Origin of the sequence: Synechococcus sp. J7-Johnson (genome assembly GCF_024345795.1) — a bacterium.
GTDB lineage: Bacteria > Cyanobacteriota > Cyanobacteriia > PCC-6307 > Cyanobiaceae > Regnicoccus_A.
The window spans coordinates 1-15,452 of record NZ_JAGQBU010000023.1 but is presented as its reverse complement, the minus strand read 5'-3'; the positions used below and the strand labels follow the sequence as shown (position 1 = coordinate 15,452).

16 protein-coding genes are annotated in these 15,452 nt (G+C 63.6%); 4 read left to right on the top strand and 12 right to left on the bottom strand.

Going from position 1 to position 15,452, the window contains the following annotated elements; genetic code table 11:
- The first annotated feature begins 40 nt into the window (after nt 1-40).
- The gene (locus KBY93_RS11470) at nt 41-1,723 is read left to right on the top strand and encodes a SulP family inorganic anion transporter (protein ID WP_255094541.1); all 1,683 of its coding nucleotides are present in this window, start codon (nt 41-43) and stop codon (nt 1,721-1,723) included.
- Nucleotides 1,724-1,756: 33 nt separating this feature from the next.
- Here the strand turns inward: KBY93_RS11470 and KBY93_RS11465 are convergent, their stop codons facing one another.
- The 3 genes from KBY93_RS11465 to KBY93_RS16165 all read right to left on the bottom strand — a co-directional run bounded on the left by KBY93_RS11465 (nt 1,757) and on the right by KBY93_RS16165 (nt 3,403).
- On the bottom strand, nt 1,757-2,353 hold the full coding sequence (locus tag KBY93_RS11465; RefSeq protein ID WP_255094540.1) for a Crp/Fnr family transcriptional regulator: 597 nt from the start codon (nt 2,351-2,353) through the stop codon (nt 1,757-1,759).
- Nucleotides 2,354-2,681: 328 nt separating this feature from the next.
- Nucleotides 2,682-2,831, bottom strand: a complete 150-nt coding sequence (locus KBY93_RS11460) for a hypothetical protein (protein WP_255094539.1) — start codon at nt 2,829-2,831, stop codon at nt 2,682-2,684.
- Nucleotides 2,832-3,220: 389 nt separating this feature from the next.
- On the bottom strand, nt 3,221-3,403 hold the full coding sequence (locus KBY93_RS16165) for a hypothetical protein (protein ID WP_315856407.1): 183 nt from the start codon (nt 3,401-3,403) through the stop codon (nt 3,221-3,223).
- Nucleotides 3,404-3,573: 170 nt separating this feature from the next.
- Here KBY93_RS16165 and KBY93_RS11450 point away from each other — a divergent pair, with 170 nt between their 5' ends.
- On the top strand, nt 3,574-3,723 hold the full coding sequence (locus KBY93_RS11450; protein WP_255094538.1) for a hypothetical protein: 150 nt from the start codon (nt 3,574-3,576) through the stop codon (nt 3,721-3,723).
- Between the two features lie 21 nt (nt 3,724-3,744).
- Here KBY93_RS11450 and KBY93_RS11445 read toward each other — a convergent pair whose 3' ends face one another.
- The 4 genes from KBY93_RS11445 to KBY93_RS11430 all read right to left on the bottom strand — a co-directional run bounded on the left by KBY93_RS11445 (nt 3,745) and on the right by KBY93_RS11430 (nt 9,205).
- The gene (locus tag KBY93_RS11445; RefSeq protein WP_255094536.1) at nt 3,745-4,824 is read right to left on the bottom strand and encodes an extracellular solute-binding protein; all 1,080 of its coding nucleotides are present in this window, start codon (nt 4,822-4,824) and stop codon (nt 3,745-3,747) included.
- Nucleotides 4,825-4,940: 116 nt separating this feature from the next.
- Nucleotides 4,941-6,104 carry a GTP-binding protein gene (locus KBY93_RS11440; RefSeq protein ID WP_255094535.1) on the bottom strand — a complete coding sequence of 388 codons (1,164 nt, stop codon included), beginning with the start codon at nt 6,102-6,104 and terminating at the stop codon, nt 4,941-4,943.
- A 303-nt stretch (nt 6,105-6,407) separates the two neighbouring features.
- The gene (locus KBY93_RS11435; protein WP_255094575.1) at nt 6,408-7,988 is read right to left on the bottom strand and encodes an iron uptake porin; all 1,581 of its coding nucleotides are present in this window, start codon (nt 7,986-7,988) and stop codon (nt 6,408-6,410) included.
- 140 nt (nt 7,989-8,128) lie between these two features.
- Nucleotides 8,129-9,205, bottom strand: a complete 1,077-nt coding sequence (locus KBY93_RS11430; protein WP_255094534.1) for a metal ABC transporter substrate-binding protein — start codon at nt 9,203-9,205, stop codon at nt 8,129-8,131.
- 137 nt (nt 9,206-9,342) lie between these two features.
- On the opposite strand from KBY93_RS11430, the gene KBY93_RS11425 reads away from it, so the two are divergent.
- Nucleotides 9,343-10,038 (top strand): metal ABC transporter ATP-binding protein, encoded by a 696-nt coding sequence (locus KBY93_RS11425; protein ID WP_255094533.1) that lies wholly within the window; start codon nt 9,343-9,345, stop codon nt 10,036-10,038.
- A 12-nt stretch (nt 10,039-10,050) separates the two neighbouring features.
- Here the strand turns inward: KBY93_RS11425 and KBY93_RS11420 are convergent, their stop codons facing one another.
- Nucleotides 10,051-10,464, bottom strand: coding sequence for a transcriptional repressor (locus KBY93_RS11420; RefSeq protein WP_255094531.1), 414 nt, complete (start codon nt 10,462-10,464; stop codon nt 10,051-10,053).
- 71 nt (nt 10,465-10,535) lie between these two features.
- Between KBY93_RS11420 and KBY93_RS11415 the strand changes: the two genes are divergently transcribed.
- Nucleotides 10,536-11,330: a metal ABC transporter permease gene (locus KBY93_RS11415; RefSeq protein WP_255094529.1), complete on the top strand. Its 795-nt coding sequence runs from the start codon at nt 10,536-10,538 to the stop codon at nt 11,328-11,330.
- Nucleotides 11,331-11,346: 16 nt separating this feature from the next.
- Here KBY93_RS11415 and KBY93_RS11410 read toward each other — a convergent pair whose 3' ends face one another.
- From KBY93_RS11410 to KBY93_RS11395, 4 genes are all read right to left on the bottom strand, one after another.
- Complete coding sequence (locus tag KBY93_RS11410; protein ID WP_255094528.1) at nt 11,347-12,729, bottom strand: hypothetical protein; 1,383 nt, start codon at nt 12,727-12,729, stop codon at nt 11,347-11,349.
- Nucleotides 12,726-13,439: a TIGR03943 family putative permease subunit gene (locus tag KBY93_RS11405; RefSeq protein WP_255094526.1), complete on the bottom strand. Its 714-nt coding sequence runs from the start codon at nt 13,437-13,439 to the stop codon at nt 12,726-12,728. Before KBY93_RS11405 ends, KBY93_RS11410 begins: the two co-directional genes overlap by 4 nt.
- A complete protein-coding gene (locus KBY93_RS11400) occupies nt 13,436-14,407 on the bottom strand; it encodes a permease (RefSeq protein WP_255094574.1) in 972 nt (323 codons plus the stop codon). The genes KBY93_RS11405 and KBY93_RS11400 overlap by 4 nt, the downstream gene beginning before the upstream one ends.
- Nucleotides 14,408-14,603: 196 nt before the next feature.
- Nucleotides 14,604-15,317: a TrkA family potassium uptake protein gene (locus tag KBY93_RS11395; protein ID WP_255094524.1), complete on the bottom strand. Its 714-nt coding sequence runs from the start codon at nt 15,315-15,317 to the stop codon at nt 14,604-14,606.
- Between the last annotated feature and the right edge of the window lie 135 nt (nt 15,318-15,452).

Below are 15,452 nucleotides of genomic sequence, written 5' to 3'. Positions count from 1 at the left end.
CCCAATCATCAGTAAGAACAGTGTGGCCATAGCCCGCCCGATGAGCTGGTTGAACCAGATCAGTTCACAACACATCAAAGGGGATGTGTTCGGCGGTCTCACGGCAGCGGTGGTGGCCTTGCCGATGGCCCTGGCCTTCGGTGTCGCCTCCGGTGCCGGCGCGGTGTCGGGCTTATGGGGCGCGGTGCTTGTGGGTCTGTTCGCCGCACTCTTCGGCGGTACCCCCACCCTGATCTCGGAGCCAACCGGTCCGATGACGGTGGTGATGACAGCGGTGATCGCCAGTCTGACGGCGAAGGCATCCAGTCCCGAACAAGGACTGGCGATGGCCTTCACGGTGGTGATGATGGCCGGGGGGCTCCAGATTCTGTTCGGCTTCTTGAAGCTGGGCCGCTACATCACGATGATGCCCTACACGGTGATTTCGGGCTTCATGTCCGGCATCGGTTTCATCCTGATCATTCTTCAGTTCGGTCCTTTCCTCGGTCAGGCCATTCCCAGGGGGGGCGTGATGGGCACGCTCAAGGCCCTGCCCCAGCTCATCCCGGCCACGCATCTGACGGAGCTGATCCTGGCGTTGGTTACTGTCGCGATCATCTGGTTCACGCCAGCCCAGGTGAAGCGGTTTGTCCCTCCCCAGCTGTTGGCGCTAGTGGTGGGAACGCTGCTGTCGCTCACCCTGCTCAGTGGCGACGTCAGCGCGGAGGTGCAAGGGATCCGCCGCATCGGCGAAATCCCCAGCGGATTCCCCCAGCTGGTGGTGCCCCACTTCGAGCCAGGCCTGTTGCAGCTGATGGTGGTCGATGCTTTTGTGCTGGGTCTGCTGGGTTGTATCGATGCCTTGCTTACCGCCGTGGTGGCCGACAGCATCACCCGTACCGAGCACAACTCTGACAAGGAGCTGATCGGCCAGGGACTTGGCAATATTGTATCTGGTCTGTTCGGTGGCATCGCTGGTGCCGGCGCCACCATGGGCACCGTGGTGAACATTCAGACGGGGGCGAGATCCGCTCTCTCGGGCATCACTCGTGCCCTGGTTCTGATGGTGGTGATTCTTGGGGCATCAGGGCTGGCTGCTTCGATCCCGATGGCTGTGCTTGCCGGCATTGCCTTCAAGGTGGGTTTTGACATCATCGACTGGAGCTTCCTGCGCCGGGCGCACCATGTCTCAATGAAGGGGGCGGTGATCATGTATGGCGTGATCCTGCTCACCGTCCTGGTGGATCTGATCGCAGCAGTTGGTGTGGGCATCTTCGTGGCCAATATCCTCACGATCGAGAAGATGAGCACCCTTGAGACCAAGTCAGTGAAGGCCATCAGCACCGCTGACGACGATCTCAACCTGCCTGAGAATGAAAAGGCCCTGCTGGATCAGGGAGGTGGCAAGGTACTGCTGTTCCAATTGATCGGACCAATGATCTTTGGTCTGGCCAAGACCATCTCCCGCGAGCACAATGCAATCCAGGAGTGTGATTCGATTGTGTTTGATCTCAGTGAGGTTTCGCACTTGGGGGTCACAGCTTCCCTGGCCCTCGAAAATGCCGTCAAGGAAGCCCTGGAGAAACAGCGCAATGTTTATGTGGTGGGCGCTGAAGGCACCACGCTCCAGCGCCTCAAGAGCCTGAAGGTGTATGGCCTGCTGCCCCCCGATCATGTGGAGCTCAGCCGGGCGGAAGCCCTGGCCGATGCTGTCAACTCCCTGCCCAAGGTCGGCATTGCCTGAAGCCCATTCCCAACTCACACTGGAGTAGGAAATTCAGGACTGCAGCACGAAGCCCCAGGTGGTGGCCTTTACGCCAGGAAGATGGGGAAGAAGAAGATCGCCGTGGGCCATCAGGTTAATCTGACCAAGTGTTTTGTACTTATTCAGGCTCTTAGTAACGGTCACCCGGGTCAGTCCAGTCAGTTCAGCGAGAATCTGGTGGGTCAGATTCATATCCTCCAAGGAGAGACTGTGCCCTAAGCTATTCACTCGTCCGAACTGGGCAGCCAGCCAGCGCAACATTGTCAGCAGGCGATCATCGGCCTTGCGGATCCGGCTGATGCGCATGATCTCCATCGAGCGGCTGATCTGCCGTGTGAGGGATTCGAGGAGTTCGGCATCGGTGGCTATCCGTCCCTCAAGTGAGACAGCGGAAATCGTGCTGATTTCGTTGCGGCACTCAAAGGTTGCCTGGGTGCCGAGGATGAGGTCGCCTGGCCCCCAAATCATCAAAGTGATCAGTTCAGCATCTTCATTCCAGGTGACCTGTCGAACATAGCCATCGCTGATCAACCAGCTCATTCCAGTCGGTATCACCGAGTTGGGCTTGAGTTGAAGGAATGGACAATGTCCCGGGTTGGGTGGGGGCATCACTGGACATCAGCACAATGTAGGAACTCATCCAAGGAACACAAAAACGGCCTGGTTGAGAGAGAACCGGCCTGGAACAGCTTCTCTTGTGGCTGGTTGCTGGTTGCAGCTGGTTCGTGGTTGGGCAAACCTAGAACCGCCTCAATCCCTTGGGGAGGCTGGTTCAGACAGTATCAACAATTCCAGGGATCAGCCGCGTTAATCAGTCGAGGTTTGGCTCCAACCTCAGATACAAAGAAACCACCGGTGGCAAAGGACACCGGTGGAGAGGTGGGGGGCAGCTGATTGGCCGGCTCGGGCGGGGGAGTGTGATTTCAGCTCTTAGCGTTCAGCGTCCCCGTGATCGGGAGACCCGAACAGGGACCAGCACAGGTTGCATCATTCCGCCACCGCCGTTGTCGTCGTCAGAATTGGTGGTGAGCCAGAAGGCCAGGCCGAACAACGCGAGAACGCTGGAGGCAAGCAGCAGTTCGGCCATCGATCCGGCTCAGAGTCCCCGTAACCTAGCCAGAATTCATGGCCACGCTGTGACCGATGCTGCGATTGGGTCGGTCCAGCCCGATGCCCGCTCGCAGCTGGCGTGTTTTTTCCAGCCGTTGCGCTCCGTCAGGGCCATGGCACCTCAGCTCTTGAGACCCAGTTGCTCTGCAGAGACGTTGTCAGCGCGGAAGGTGCCCATCCGCTTGAGGGTGGCGTTGTCGCCATAACCCTTGAGTGGGTATTCCTGATTGGCTTCGGCGTAGCCGCGTCCACCGCTGGTGGACGCGAAAAACTCCAGCAGTTACAGGGCAGCTGCAGGATTGTTTGAGGCGGTGGTCACACCACCTCCGCTGATGTTCACGTGGGCAGGATTGGGAAAGACCACTTTTACGCCTGGGCAAGGGCCTTGTCGGCCTCGCCACTTTCGCCTGAGAGCATCCGAGCCACGTAGTAGGTGTTCACCACTCCCACGCCGCACTCACCGTTGGCCACGGCCCGCACCAAGGGGGTATCGGAGCTGAAGAAGGGCTGGGTGGAGGCTTCAGCACGCTGGATCATCTGGTCGGCCACCAGTGGCTGATTGTAGGGACTCTGGCGGTTTCGCAAGCAGAGTTTTCCTTTTAACGCAGGTTTGGCAAATTCATCATAGGTGCGGATTGTTGCCGGATTGACCCGTTTTGGGATCACCACCACCCTCCCCACCCACCAGCAGAAGGTTCCCGGATCTGGGCAATGCCTTCGTGACCCAGTCCGATCGCATCCGCTGGAGGGCTCGTGACGGCGTCTCGAACCAGAGCCAGCAGCGGCAACAGGGCAAGGAAACAGATGGGCAGGACGGCAGCGACGAGAAAGAGACGGGTGCTCTTGCCTGGCGTCCTGGCCACGAATGAATGGCTGAGGAAGGCGACCTCCTACTTCCAATTGGCCTGTTGCATCAGCTGCACGGCTTCGCGGTTGCGCTGACCGAGCTGCTGGATCGTCACCGGAGTGGACCTGAACGTGCCAAAGCTGCGCAGCGTGGGGTTGTTGCCCCACCCCTTCACGGGATACTCGTTGTTGGCCCTGGCGTAGCCCTCGCCCGCGGTAGGGGAGGAGAGGAACTCAAGCAGCTTGCGGGCCCCTTCCGGATTGCGGGACGATCTGGTCACCCCGCCGCCGGTGATATTCACGTGGGTGGGATCGACCCACACCACCTTCACCCTCCGGGCGTTCGCCTTGTCGGTGGCGTTGTCAGAGTTGAGCAAGCGGGCGAGGTAGTAGGTATTGGCCACCGCGGCGCCGCACTCACCCTGGCCCACGGCGCGCACCATGGTGGTGTCGGAGGTGAAGAAGGGCTGCTTGACGTTGGCGACCATACCCTTCAGCCATCGCTCGGTGGTGGCTTTGCCCGCCCGCTGCAGCACATCGGCTGTGAGGGACTGGCTGTAGACACTGGCGCGGTCGCGCATGCAGAGCTTGCCCCTCAGCTCCGACCGGGCGAGATCGCCGTAGGTGCGGATCAGATTGGGATTCACCTGCGCGGGATTGACCATCACCGGCCGAGCCCGGCGGGTGAGAGCGAACCAGTGGCCGTTGGGGTCGCGCAGATTGGCCGGCACGTCTCTCCTGAGTGCGGCCGAGTTGATCGGGCGGAACAGATTCAGCCCCTGGGCTCTGACGAGGCGAGCAGCATCCACAGTCACAAGAACGTCGGCGGGGCTGTTGGCACCTTCTCGGCGCAGACGCTCGATCATTTCATCGTCCTTGCCTTCGATGAGATTCACCCGAATACCAGTTTCACGCGTGAACTGCGCGTAAAGCTCCTTGTCGGTGTTGTAGTGGCGGCCCGAGTACACACCGATTTCGGATCCTTTGGAGGACTGGGCCAATTCTCCGCCCATCTCCTGGGCAGCCACCTGGGGAATGGAGTCAGCGGCCGTGATGGAGGCGGTGAGAACGAGCAGACTGGTGACAGCCTGCTGGATTGGACGGGAACAGAGGGGCTTTGCCAAGATTGACGGCGGGATTGAACGCCTTGACGACGCTTCAAACGTAGAAATGACCGAGTAGAGTACCTCGCTTCAATGGAACAAGACTTGGTGATTTTTGTGACCTGATCGGATGTGATTTAGGCAAATCCCCGGCCCGGGTCCTTGGCCACGCAGGCCTGAAGCTGGCGGCGCAGGCGCTGGTGATACAGATTCTTACCGATCAGGACCAGCTGGTTCTTGCGCTCACCATTCCAGTCAGAGTCGTCGATCGAGAAGCGTTTGCCAGCCAGGTGGAACACATGACGGCGCTCGCTTTCGTTGAACCAGAGGATGCCCTTGGCCCTGAACACCTCCGTGGGAAGCTGATTGTCAAGGAAGTTCTGGAATTTGCGCAAGGCGAAGGGTCCGTCGCTGGAAAATGAGAGCGAGGTGAACCCCTCGATGGCGAGATGGTCGGCCGGATGCTCGTAGGAACCCTCTTGGTGCTCATGGCCATGCTCATGGACATGATCGTGGCCGTCATCGTGGTTGCAGTGACCATGATCGTGGTCACAGTCGCCGTGGTCGAGATGATCGCTTGCCTGGGCTCCAGCGACTGCAGATACGGCTGTGTCGCTACTGGCCACCACCCGGTCGGATTCGAACAGGCCCACGCTCAGCAGTAGTGGCAGGGCCACGTCTCCCTTGACTGAGCGCAGGATGCGTGCATCTGGTTTGAGGTTGCGCAGCAGAGCTTCCAGCTGCTGCAGCTTCGTCTCGGGCACCAGATCACACTTGTTGAGCATCAGGATGTCGCCGTAGATCACCTGGGCACGGCCCACTTCGCTCTCAAAACTGCTCGCTTCGAAATTCTCGGCATCGATCAGGGTGATGATCGAATCCAGGCGGGTGCTGTCACGCAGCTCGCTGCCCAGGAAGGTCATCGCCACCGGCAGAGGGTCGGCCAGGCCGGTGGTTTCCACCACCAGATAATCAACGGGCTCGGGGCGCTCGAGAATCCGCTCCACTGCTTCCAGCAGCTCTCCGTTGATCGAGCAGCAAATGCAGCCGTTGCTGAGCTCCACCATGTCTTCACCGGTGGCGATGATCAGGTCGTTGTCGATGCCGATCTCACCGAACTCATTGACCAGAACGGCGGTCTTGAGGCCGTTCTGGTTGCTGAGGATGTGGTTGAGCAGGGTGGTTTTGCCGGCCCCGAGGAAGCCCGTCAGGATCGTCACCGGCAGACTGGTGGGGCTCGGATCCTCACCCCCCCCCTTGGCGGGAGAGGACGCGGGACGAGCAGGGGCAGTGCGGGTCATCACGGGCAAGCGGGGGCGACATTCGCCTGGTGCGGGCAGTCTGGCGCCAAGGCCGTCGATGGGGCAGAAGAGTGGGCACCAGGCCTGGGCGCCAGTCCCGGAGTCTTCCCCCCACAGGACTTGCCTCAGCGCTGTTCTGGGGGCCTTGTTGGCTTGGTTCAGAAAACCGCTGCCCCCAAGGTTACCGCCCCCCAACCCGGCCTCCGTCAGAGCCCTGCCGGGTGAACCAGGGCAGTTGTCCCAGCCGGTGACAACACCATCACCACGCTGCTTTGACCGTTGACCCTGGCCCAGCGATTGGGCTCAGAACGAGAAGCTGGTCTTGACCAACCCGCCCAGTTGGCTGAATGAGCTGTCGCTGGGGGTGTCCTGGCCAAGGGGACGGCTCAGATAGAACAGCGCCGGGGTGACCGAGATGTTGTCGGTGACCTGAAGTTTGTACCACCACTCCCAGACGAAATTGCCGTCATCGGGGCTTTCGCCTCCGCTCAGTGCCGTGGCGAATACCGGCTGACCTACCGCCATGCCCAACGTGTTGCCCTTGAGCAGCACATCGGCCCACTCCAGACCCACCATCCACGACTGGCTGGCTCGCAGTGCCCCGCTTCCGGGATCTGAGCTATAGGAGGTGGTGCCGTATCCCCAACCGGCGCTTATCGAGGGGATCCAGCCAGATTGTTCAGGCTGCCAGTAGCCGCTTAGCCCGAAGGCATTTGTGCGGCTGGAGGACGGATCTTCGAATGCAGCGGTGGCGAATGGTGTGGCCCCTGGGATTGCCACGCCGTTCTGAACGTAGTTGTAGATGGCCGCCACGGCCCAGCGATCTCCGGCGTAGGCCAGCTGGGCGGTGCCGGTGCTCTGACTGTTGCCGTTGCCGAGTCCGCCACGGCTGGAGTCACCCAGAAACCCTGTGGCGGCCACATAGGCGGCGCTGAAACTCCAGCCGTTGCTTTGCCACCACAGGCCCGCGCCGGGTCCGGCGTTCTTGCTGTAGTTGAGCGTACTTCCGTTGAGGAAAAAGAGATTCAGAATCGGTTCAGTGACATAGGCGCTCGGCCAGATCGCCAGCATGTCTTCCTGCCCGAGGCGCCCGCCGATGGTGGCGGTGAAATTAGTGCCGATCGGGAACTGGTAATAGAGCTTGTCGATCCCAAGGGAGTCGGGGCCCGATGCTTCCTCGAAGGCAATCTCCAATGTGGAGAGGTTGCCGGTTGGCCCCGCGCCACCGAAGGCACTGGTGCCGAAATTGCCGGCCCGCAGAACTGTCCGCAGCAGATCCTTGCCGGTGAAGCTGGTGTCGAGCACCAGCTGCAGGTCGTAGTTGAAGGTGGTGGCGCCAACTTCCCGGCTGGCCGCATCCCGCAAATCGGTGGCACTGCCGCTAAAGGCATTGGCACCCACCACGAACGTGGCCAGTCCACTGAGCTTGGTGGTGGTGGAGAACTGGTTGGCCTCCAGCTCGCCGACCTTGGCCTCGAGGTTGTCGACGCGGCCGCGCAGGATGGCGAGCTCCTTCTCGAACTCCTTGAGCAGGCGGCGCAGCTCATCGGTCACCTCGGTGATCCGATCGAGGCAGGCGTTGAGCAGAGCGGCGGCTTCCCAGCGGCTCAGCGGCTTCTTGCCGCGGAAGGTGCCGTCGGGATAACCAGCGACGCAGCCGTAGCGCTCGATCAGGTTCGAGAGCGCCTGGTAGGCCCACTCGGTGGGCTGCAGGTCGGAAAACTGGGTGATGCTGGTGACCTGGTCCTGGCTGTTCTGACCGGAGCCGGCGGCGTACTGGTTGATGCCGTCCAGGTTCATGGCGATTGCGGAGGCACCGAGCGGGGCCACTGGCGCCAGCACGGCAAAGGCCGCAGGAGCGATCCGGCGAAGCAGGGAGTGCATCATCAACTTGAAAGTTTTGAAGAAAGAACTGGAAGGAGGGGCCTGACAGACCAGTCAGATCGTTAAATTCTTTGAGGATGATAACGGTTATCGCTCTGGCCAGGGCGCTGCTGCGGTGGGCATGTCTTCGCAGATGGGTCTCAGCTGATCCGCGACCAGGCCTGCACCAACGCCTCACCGCCCTTGCGGTCACAGCTACCCCCCCAGCCCTCCACGATCGTGCAGGTGTTGCGCACCAGGGTGGCCATCAGGCTGAGCGGGGTATCAGGCCCCATCGCCAGACCATCGGCGGCCAGTGGTACCGGGGCGATCGGCACCCCGCTGAGCTCGCTGATGCGCTGCAACGCCTTGGCAGGGGGGATCTGCTCTGCGAACAACCGAGGCGTGGAATCGGCATTCAGAGCCTCGATCACCTTGCGGAAGCCTTCCGGACGCAGGGCATCGCTGGTGCTGGTGGCATCCACCAGGGGCAGCTCCTTCAAGCCGTATGCCTGAGCCAGGCTGGCAAAGGCGCGGTGACTGCTGGCCAGAGCGGGCCAGGGCCTGGGGATGGAATCGAACTGAGCACGGTTCCAGGCATCGAGGCGGTCGAGCTGCTCGGCCATGGCCTTTGAACGCCGCTGAAAGTCCCCGGAGGCAGCTGGATCGAGGCGGCCGAGCCGGTCGGCGATCACTGCCGCCATGGCCGCCGCCTGGCGTGGGTTGTGCCACACATGGGGGTCGTAGTCGCCGTGGTCGTGACCAGCGCCATGGTGGTCTTCAGCGCTGTGGTCGTGGTGGTCTGTGGATTGGCCGCTGCTGGCTGGCGTGAGCCTCAGGGGTTGGGGGACGGCCTGCTCGGAAACCGCTACAGCCCCCTGCAGAGACGAGAGCGCTGGGGTGAGGTCGAAGCCACTGATCAACAGCAGACTTGCGTCGGTGATCTGGGCTTTCTGATCGGGTCTGAGCCGGAAGTCGTGGGGATCATCTGCCGGCTGCAGCAGACAGCTCACGGCCAGTTCGCCGCCGGCCAGCCGCTGGGTGAGATCGCAGAGCACCCCATCGGCGGCCACCACCCGGGGCTGGCCTGTGGGCGGGGTCTTGCTGGCTGCGGTTGAGGTGTCCGGGCCCCGGCTGCAAGCCAGCAGGGAGAGTCCAAGGCCGGCACAGACCAGGAATAACGCCGGGTTGAGCGGGTGGCGCTGATCGGCGAGCCGGGAACCAGGGAACGGGGCCAAGTCTCACCGATGACAATATTCGACGATAACAGTTCTCATTTCTGATGAGATCAGCGTTTGCCTGGCGCCGGCCTGACGGCTCCTGCGCGCCCCGGTCCTCGGTAGGTTGCGCCAACCCATCCCCCGTGCCAGTGCCGATGGCCCTCGAGGTCCGCCATCTCAGCGTGCGCCGCGGCGAAGGGCTGGCCCTGGAGGACATCAGTTTTCGTTTGGAGCCCGGCACTCTCACGGCTCTGGTGGGACCCAACGGCGCTGGCAAGAGCACCCTGCTTCAGGCGATCGAGGGCCAGGTCCCCCTGCTCTCCGGTGAACTGCTGCTTGACGGCGCACCGCTCACCCCCCGCCTGGCTCGGCGCCAGCTGGCCCTGATGCCCCAGCGTGGTGAGATTGCCTGGCAGTTCCCGATCAGCGTGCGTGAACTGGTGGGTCTTGGCCGGCTGGTGGCCGCCCGGCCCGGCTGCTGTGCCGTGGAGGCCGCCCTGCAGCGGGTGGGGATCGATGGCCTGGCCTCACGCCGCCTCGATCAGCTCTCCGGCGGCCAGCAGCAACGCGCCCTGCTGGCCCGCCTGCTGGTGCAGCCCGCCTCGGTGTTGCTGCTGGACGAACCCTGCGCTGCAATAGATCCCCCCTCACGCACCCAGCTGCTGCAGGTGATGGGCCAATTGAGGGATGCCGGCTTCATCCTGCTGGTGAGCAGTCACGACTGGGGCCATGATCTCGACGCCTATGACCGCGTGCTGGTGATCGACCGCCGGCTTCTGGCCGATGGCCCCCCGGCCTCGGTGCGCCATTCCCTTGGTGATTTGCGCCTGGGCAACCATCGCTGCGGCTGAATGGTCGCTTCTTCAGGTGTCCTCAGGGGCGGATTGGCGACAAAGGGAGCAGCGACCGAAATACTCCAGGGTGTGGAACAGCAGCTCAAAGCCATGGGCTGCCTCTGGTTGCGGCTGGATGCCATGCATCGGACAGTGATCAAGCGGCAGCGTCAGGCCGCAGGAGACGCAGGTGAGGTGATGGGTGTCCCTCTCCCTGGGGGCATAGAGGGCCTCACCGCTGGGGAGGTGGCGGCAGCGGGCCAGGCCCAGGCGCTGGAGCTGGCGCAGGTGCCGATAGACCGTGGCGAGCCCGATCGGCTGGCCGTTGAGGCGCAGGCGCTGATGCAGATCCTGGCCGGAGAGCTCTTCGGAGCTCTCTCGCAACATCGCCAGCACACTCACCTGCTTGGCGTTCAGCTGCTGAGCGGCTGCCTCGGAATCCATCGGTGTCTGCTCGGGCCCCTGGTCGGGATCCTATGCAGACCGGTTCATTCCCATCGCCCCGCAGCCGCCCTATGAGCCCGTCCTGGTGGATGCTTCCCCTGGCCCTGGCCCTGCTCAGCGGCCTGCTCTGCCCCCTGGCTGGCACCCTGCTGCTGGTGCAGGGGCGCCTGTTTCAGGCAAATCTGATCTCCCATGCGGTGCTGCCCGGCCTGGCAGTGGCCATGGCGCTGGGCATCGACCCAGGCCTGGGTGGTGTGGTGAGCGGGGTGGCCGGCGCCCTGCTGGCGGAGCGGTTCAGCCGGCCCGGCAGCTCCGGGGGTCGTGGCGATGAGGCGGTGCTGAACACGGTGCTGGCCGGATTCCTGGGCCTCGGGGTCCTGCTGATCCCCTTGCTGCGTATCCGGGTGAACCTTGAAGCGGTGCTCTTCGGAGATCTGCTCGCGGCAGGACTGCCGGATCTGCTGCGCACCGGCCTGTCGCTGCTGGCGGTTCTGGCATTGCTCAGCTTCCGCTACCGCCAGCTGGTGTTTCTCGGTGTGGACCCCCTGGGCGCGGCCAGTGCCGGGCTGGCGGTGGGGCGCCTGCGCCTGCTGCTCACCCTTGTGACCGCTCTGACTGTGGTCAGCGCCATGACGGCCGTGGGGGTGGTGCTGGTGATCGCCCTGATGGGGGCTCCGGCACTGCTGGCCCTGCAGGGGGCGGTCAGCCTGCGCCAGGCCCTGCTGCGGGCGGCGTTGATCGGCGCGCTGCTGGCTGGCTGCGGCTTTCTGCTGTCGATCCAGCCCGCCATCAACCTGCCTCCTGGGCCCCTGATCGGAGTGCTGAGCCTGCTGCTGCTTCCCCTGGTGCTGAAACTGCGGCGCTGAGCAGTGGCATGGGCACTCAGCCTGGAGGCAGCCAGCTCACCTGACGCACCGGACCCTTGAGCATGGTCAGCTCAAGGCTGGTGGCATCGATCAGGCCAGCCTGGGGTTCAGCTCGGGAGCTGCCCAGCGCAGGTGCTGGGAGTTGCAGGGGGCGCAGGGCCAGCAACAGGCGATCGGTAGTGGGGTCGTAGCTCAGCCCCGTGCCCGGCTCCAGTTCCCAGCCCAACAGACGCTGTCGCCGTTCGCCCCCATCGCGGCTGAGGGCCAGCACGGTGAGCACAGGCTGCTCGATTCCATCCAGCAACAAGGCCCAGACCCGATCGCCACCTCTTGAGCAGGCGCTGGCCAGCAGTGCCTCCTGGCCCAGCCAGAGGGTTTTCGGTGCCTGGGCCGGCTCCACCAGCTCCAGGGAGCGGCGGAAGTCGGGCCAGTGGCGGGGGGGCAGGGGCCGCCCCCCCACCGGGCGGAAGCTGCTGAGGTCGCGGCTGCCGGGTAGCAGCTGGCGGCGGGCCGGGCGCGGCGGCAGGGTTCTCAGAGCCAGGCCATCGGACTCGGGCACGATCATGGCTCCTCCCTGGGGCACCAGGGCGATCGGTCCACGGGGGTCCAGCCCCAGACTCCGGCGGCTGCCGCCGCGCTCCCACAGCACCACCTCCTCCTGGGGGGGCTCAGGTCCCAGGGCCTGGGCTGCGGCCTGCACCAGCAGATCGCCACTGGCATTGCTGCTCAGGCTGGCGAACACATAAGCGTGGGTACTGAATGGCTGCAACCGCCCCGCCCGGGCTGAGCCCAGGTCGCTGGAGCGCCTGGTCAGGTGGTTTCGCTTCAGCTCGAGTTTCCAGACCTGGTGTTCCCCCTGCTGGTTCCGGCTGACCAGGCCAAGACCCGAACCATCTCCAAGGGCGACGGACTGAGTGATTGCCGGCCACACGGGCGTCAGCGGTGTCCAGGCCCCAGAGGCTGTGAGCAGACGGACCTGCTCGCCCCCATCCACCGGAACCACCGCCAGAAGGTCGGGGCGGGGATCCCAGAACCAACGCTGGGTGGGAAGGGACAGACCTCGCTTGTCGCGCCCGGCCAGCCGAAGCTCCAGAGGTTGTTCGATGCGAGCCCCGACGGCCGGCAACAGCAGCAGGGGGTTGCCCTCCCCCTGGATCGTGAAGGGAAGCGGCGGCTGCAGCTTGCTGCTTGTGGTGACGCTTGAAGCCTGAATCGGCCGGCTGAAGCGCAAGCTCAAAGCCGCCGGCCCTGAGCTGGCGCTGGCCTGGCGCAGTTCCAGAAGGCGCGGCGGCCGGTGCCAGAGAAGCTGCTGCTGCAGTACCGCCACGGCGGCGGCGGCGATCAGCAGCAACCTCAGGCGCTTCTGCCGACGCCACCAGCGCAGGGGCGTCGCCCTCATGGCTCAAGCGGCTGGCGGGGCCGGGGGATCGGCACGACACGGCTGGCCTTGACCGCACTGCGCTGGCGTCCGCCGATGGTTTCGCTCACCATCACCCCCTCCAGCCGCAGCCACTGGTCGGGGCGGGGCCGGGGCTGATCGGGAGGCCAGCGCACCGGCAGCCCCACGGGTACGGCATCCACCAGGCAGCAGCGCACCAGCAGGCGCGCCAGGTGCGGCTCCTCACCTTCGATGGGAAGGACGAAACCGCTGATGCGTACGGGATCACCTGCGTGGAGACGCGGATCCGGTTCGCTGCGCAGCAACCGCACCCAGTCGGTGAGGCTGCGTTGGGCCGGCGGGAGCACAAAGCTCAGGCCAGGTTCCTCCAGCAGGTTTGCCTGGCGATTGGCGGCCAGATAGGCAAAAGAGGGTCGGGGGGGCAGGGCCAGCACGGCCAGGGCCGCGCCGATGCTCAGCAAGGAGGTCCAGCGCCCGCTCGTGCGGCTGCCATCCCGCCAGCGACCGCTCAACTCCACAGCGGCCAGCAGCAGCAGCAGGAGTCCACTGGCCCAGACGAGCGGATGGAACACTGCCCGAAGCAGCAGATCGAGTCGTCCGCTGAGGTAGCTCTGCAGCAGCGCAATCCCCCACAGGCCCAGAGCCAGGGCCTTCAGGGGGCCAGGCGCCAGGCGCCGGAGCGTCAGGGAACGCTGGGGCCTGGAGCTCAAAGAAGGATCAGGTTGACCCATTGACCGATCAGCAACACCACCAGGGACGCAGCCCCCGCCGTGAGCAGGATGGCGCGGGGCCGCAACAGGATGCTGAACAGCCCAACCAGCTTGAGATCCATCACCGGCCCCAGCAGCAGGAAGGCCAGCACCGCCCCTGGGGTGACCTGGGCGGCAAAACCCAGGGCCAGAAAGGCATCCACGCTGGAGCACACCGACACCACCAGGCTGAGCAGCATCAGGCTCAGAATCGAAAGAGTGGGAGCACCACCCACCGCAATCAGCCACTGGCGAGGCACCAGGGTCTGAACCAGGGCGGCGATGGCACAACCCATCACCAACAGCAGGGCCAGCTCCAGAAACTCGGTGCCGCCGTGGGAGAGCACCTGGCCGAGGGGGGGGCGCCGGCTCGATCCCACCACGGCTGTCGCGGCGGAGCTGGCCGGCGCACCGATCAGGCCACTGCGCCGCTCCAGCAGGGTCACCTCTTCCAGAGGCTGACTCAGACGCCGCTCCTCCAGCAGGGCCGGCTGCAACAGCTGGCTGTCAGGCAGGAGCCGCAACAGCGTGGCCAGAGCCACCGCGATCAGCACGGCCCCCAGGGGCCGTGCCGCCAGCAGCCAGGGCTGATCAGGAAAGGCGGCCCAGGTGCTGGCCAAGACGATCGGATTTAGAACCGGAGCCGCGAACAGAAACCCCAGGGCGGTGGCGATCGGCGCACCTTTCACCAGCAGATGACGGGCCATGGGCACGTTGCCGCATTCGCAGGCGGGCAGAGCAAACCCCAGGGCCGCCCCGCTCAGGGGGCCCAGCAGCGGGTGGGCAGGCAGGTCACGCACCCACTTCCCCCCAGGGCTGATCCAGCGGGCCAGGCTGGAGAGAGCCACCCCGATCAGCAGAAAGGGCATCGCCTCCACCAGCAACGCCTGGAACAGAGCCCAGGTGGTGGCCAACCGCTCCACACCCATCACGCGCAGGTCAAGGATTCTGTGATCAAGGAGCGAGGGCCACTGCTCCAGCAGCAGGTCATCAGCATTCACCAAGAAAGTTTGAACTGCCCACCCTGTGGACCCAGCAGGCGAAGCTAAGGCTGCGGCTTAATCTCAACCCAAGAATCTAGGGCCCCACTCGAGAATGGAGAGATAAATTGCATCATTGCCCTACTCAGCGGGAGGGCAGTGCCTTGAGGTCTTCTCCAGATCCCATCACAACAAGCAATTCTCCTTCTTTAAGGATATGGGATGCCGGTGGGTTGACGGTCAGCTGATTTTCCGGGCCGACAGCCAGGACCGTGACATTGTGGTTCTTACGCAGATTCAGTTCACGCAGAGACTGATCCACGAAGGCCTTTGGCACACGAATCTCCTCGATGCAGTTGCGATCATCGAGTCGCAGCCGTTCCAACATGTTCGGGCGAACCAGTTCAAGTCCAAGTCGGTGACCCTGCATCTTTGAGGGATACACCACCCGATCGGCTCCAACGCGCTGGAGCATCTTCATGTGAAGGTCGCTTGTAGCACGGGAAATCACCTGCTTCACTTTCGTCCCATCGCTATGCTTTACAACCAGAGTGGCCGTGATGCTCGCCTCGATTGGCTCACTGATCGCCACCACGACTGTGTCGACTTCCAGAGCCCCTGCTTCACGCAGGGCTTCCTCATCAGTGCAATCCACAACTCTGGCCTCGATCGAGGGATCAATCAGACGCACTGCATCAATTGCACGCTGGCTGGCATCAATTGCCAAAACAGACGCACCGTTCTGAATCAGTTCGTCACAGACTGCTGACCCGAAGCGGCCGACTCCGATCACCGCGAAGCTTCCGCATGACGAAGGTTCCTCAAGAGCCCATTGCCACCAACCGTTGCTTGTTGCCATCACTTAAGACCTCAGATGAAGACTTCTTCGCGGGGGTAGCCGACCCTGGACTGGGGTCTGCTGCCATAGAGGGCTGAGAGCAGCAGCATGATGCCCAGCCGTCCAACGAACATTCCCACCATCAGCACCAACTGC

Coding starts and splice junctions, on each gene's coding strand:
- KBY93_RS11470 (WP_255094541.1), top strand. CDS start 41: ATGAGCTGGTTGAACCAGATCAGTTCACAACACATCAAAGGGGATGTG.
- KBY93_RS11465 (WP_255094540.1), bottom strand. CDS start 2,353: ATGCCCCCACCCAACCCGGGACATTGTCCATTCCTTCAACTCAAGCCC.
- KBY93_RS11460 (WP_255094539.1), bottom strand. CDS start 2,831: ATGGCCGAACTGCTGCTTGCCTCCAGCGTTCTCGCGTTGTTCGGCCTG.
- KBY93_RS11440 (WP_255094535.1), bottom strand. CDS start 6,104: ATGACCCGCACTGCCCCTGCTCGTCCCGCGTCCTCTCCCGCCAAGGGG.
- KBY93_RS11435 (WP_255094575.1), bottom strand. CDS start 7,988: ATGCACTCCCTGCTTCGCCGGATCGCTCCTGCGGCCTTTGCCGTGCTG.
- KBY93_RS11425 (WP_255094533.1), top strand. CDS start 9,343: ATGGCCCTCGAGGTCCGCCATCTCAGCGTGCGCCGCGGCGAAGGGCTG.
- KBY93_RS11420 (WP_255094531.1), bottom strand. CDS start 10,464: ATGGATTCCGAGGCAGCCGCTCAGCAGCTGAACGCCAAGCAGGTGAGT.
- KBY93_RS11415 (WP_255094529.1), top strand. CDS start 10,536: ATGAGCCCGTCCTGGTGGATGCTTCCCCTGGCCCTGGCCCTGCTCAGC.
- KBY93_RS11410 (WP_255094528.1), bottom strand. CDS start 12,729: ATGAGGGCGACGCCCCTGCGCTGGTGGCGTCGGCAGAAGCGCCTGAGG.
- KBY93_RS11400 (WP_255094574.1), bottom strand. CDS start 14,407: ATGGGTGTGGAGCGGTTGGCCACCACCTGGGCTCTGTTCCAGGCGTTG.
- KBY93_RS11395 (WP_255094524.1), bottom strand. CDS start 15,317: ATGGCAACAAGCAACGGTTGGTGGCAATGGGCTCTTGAGGAACCTTCG.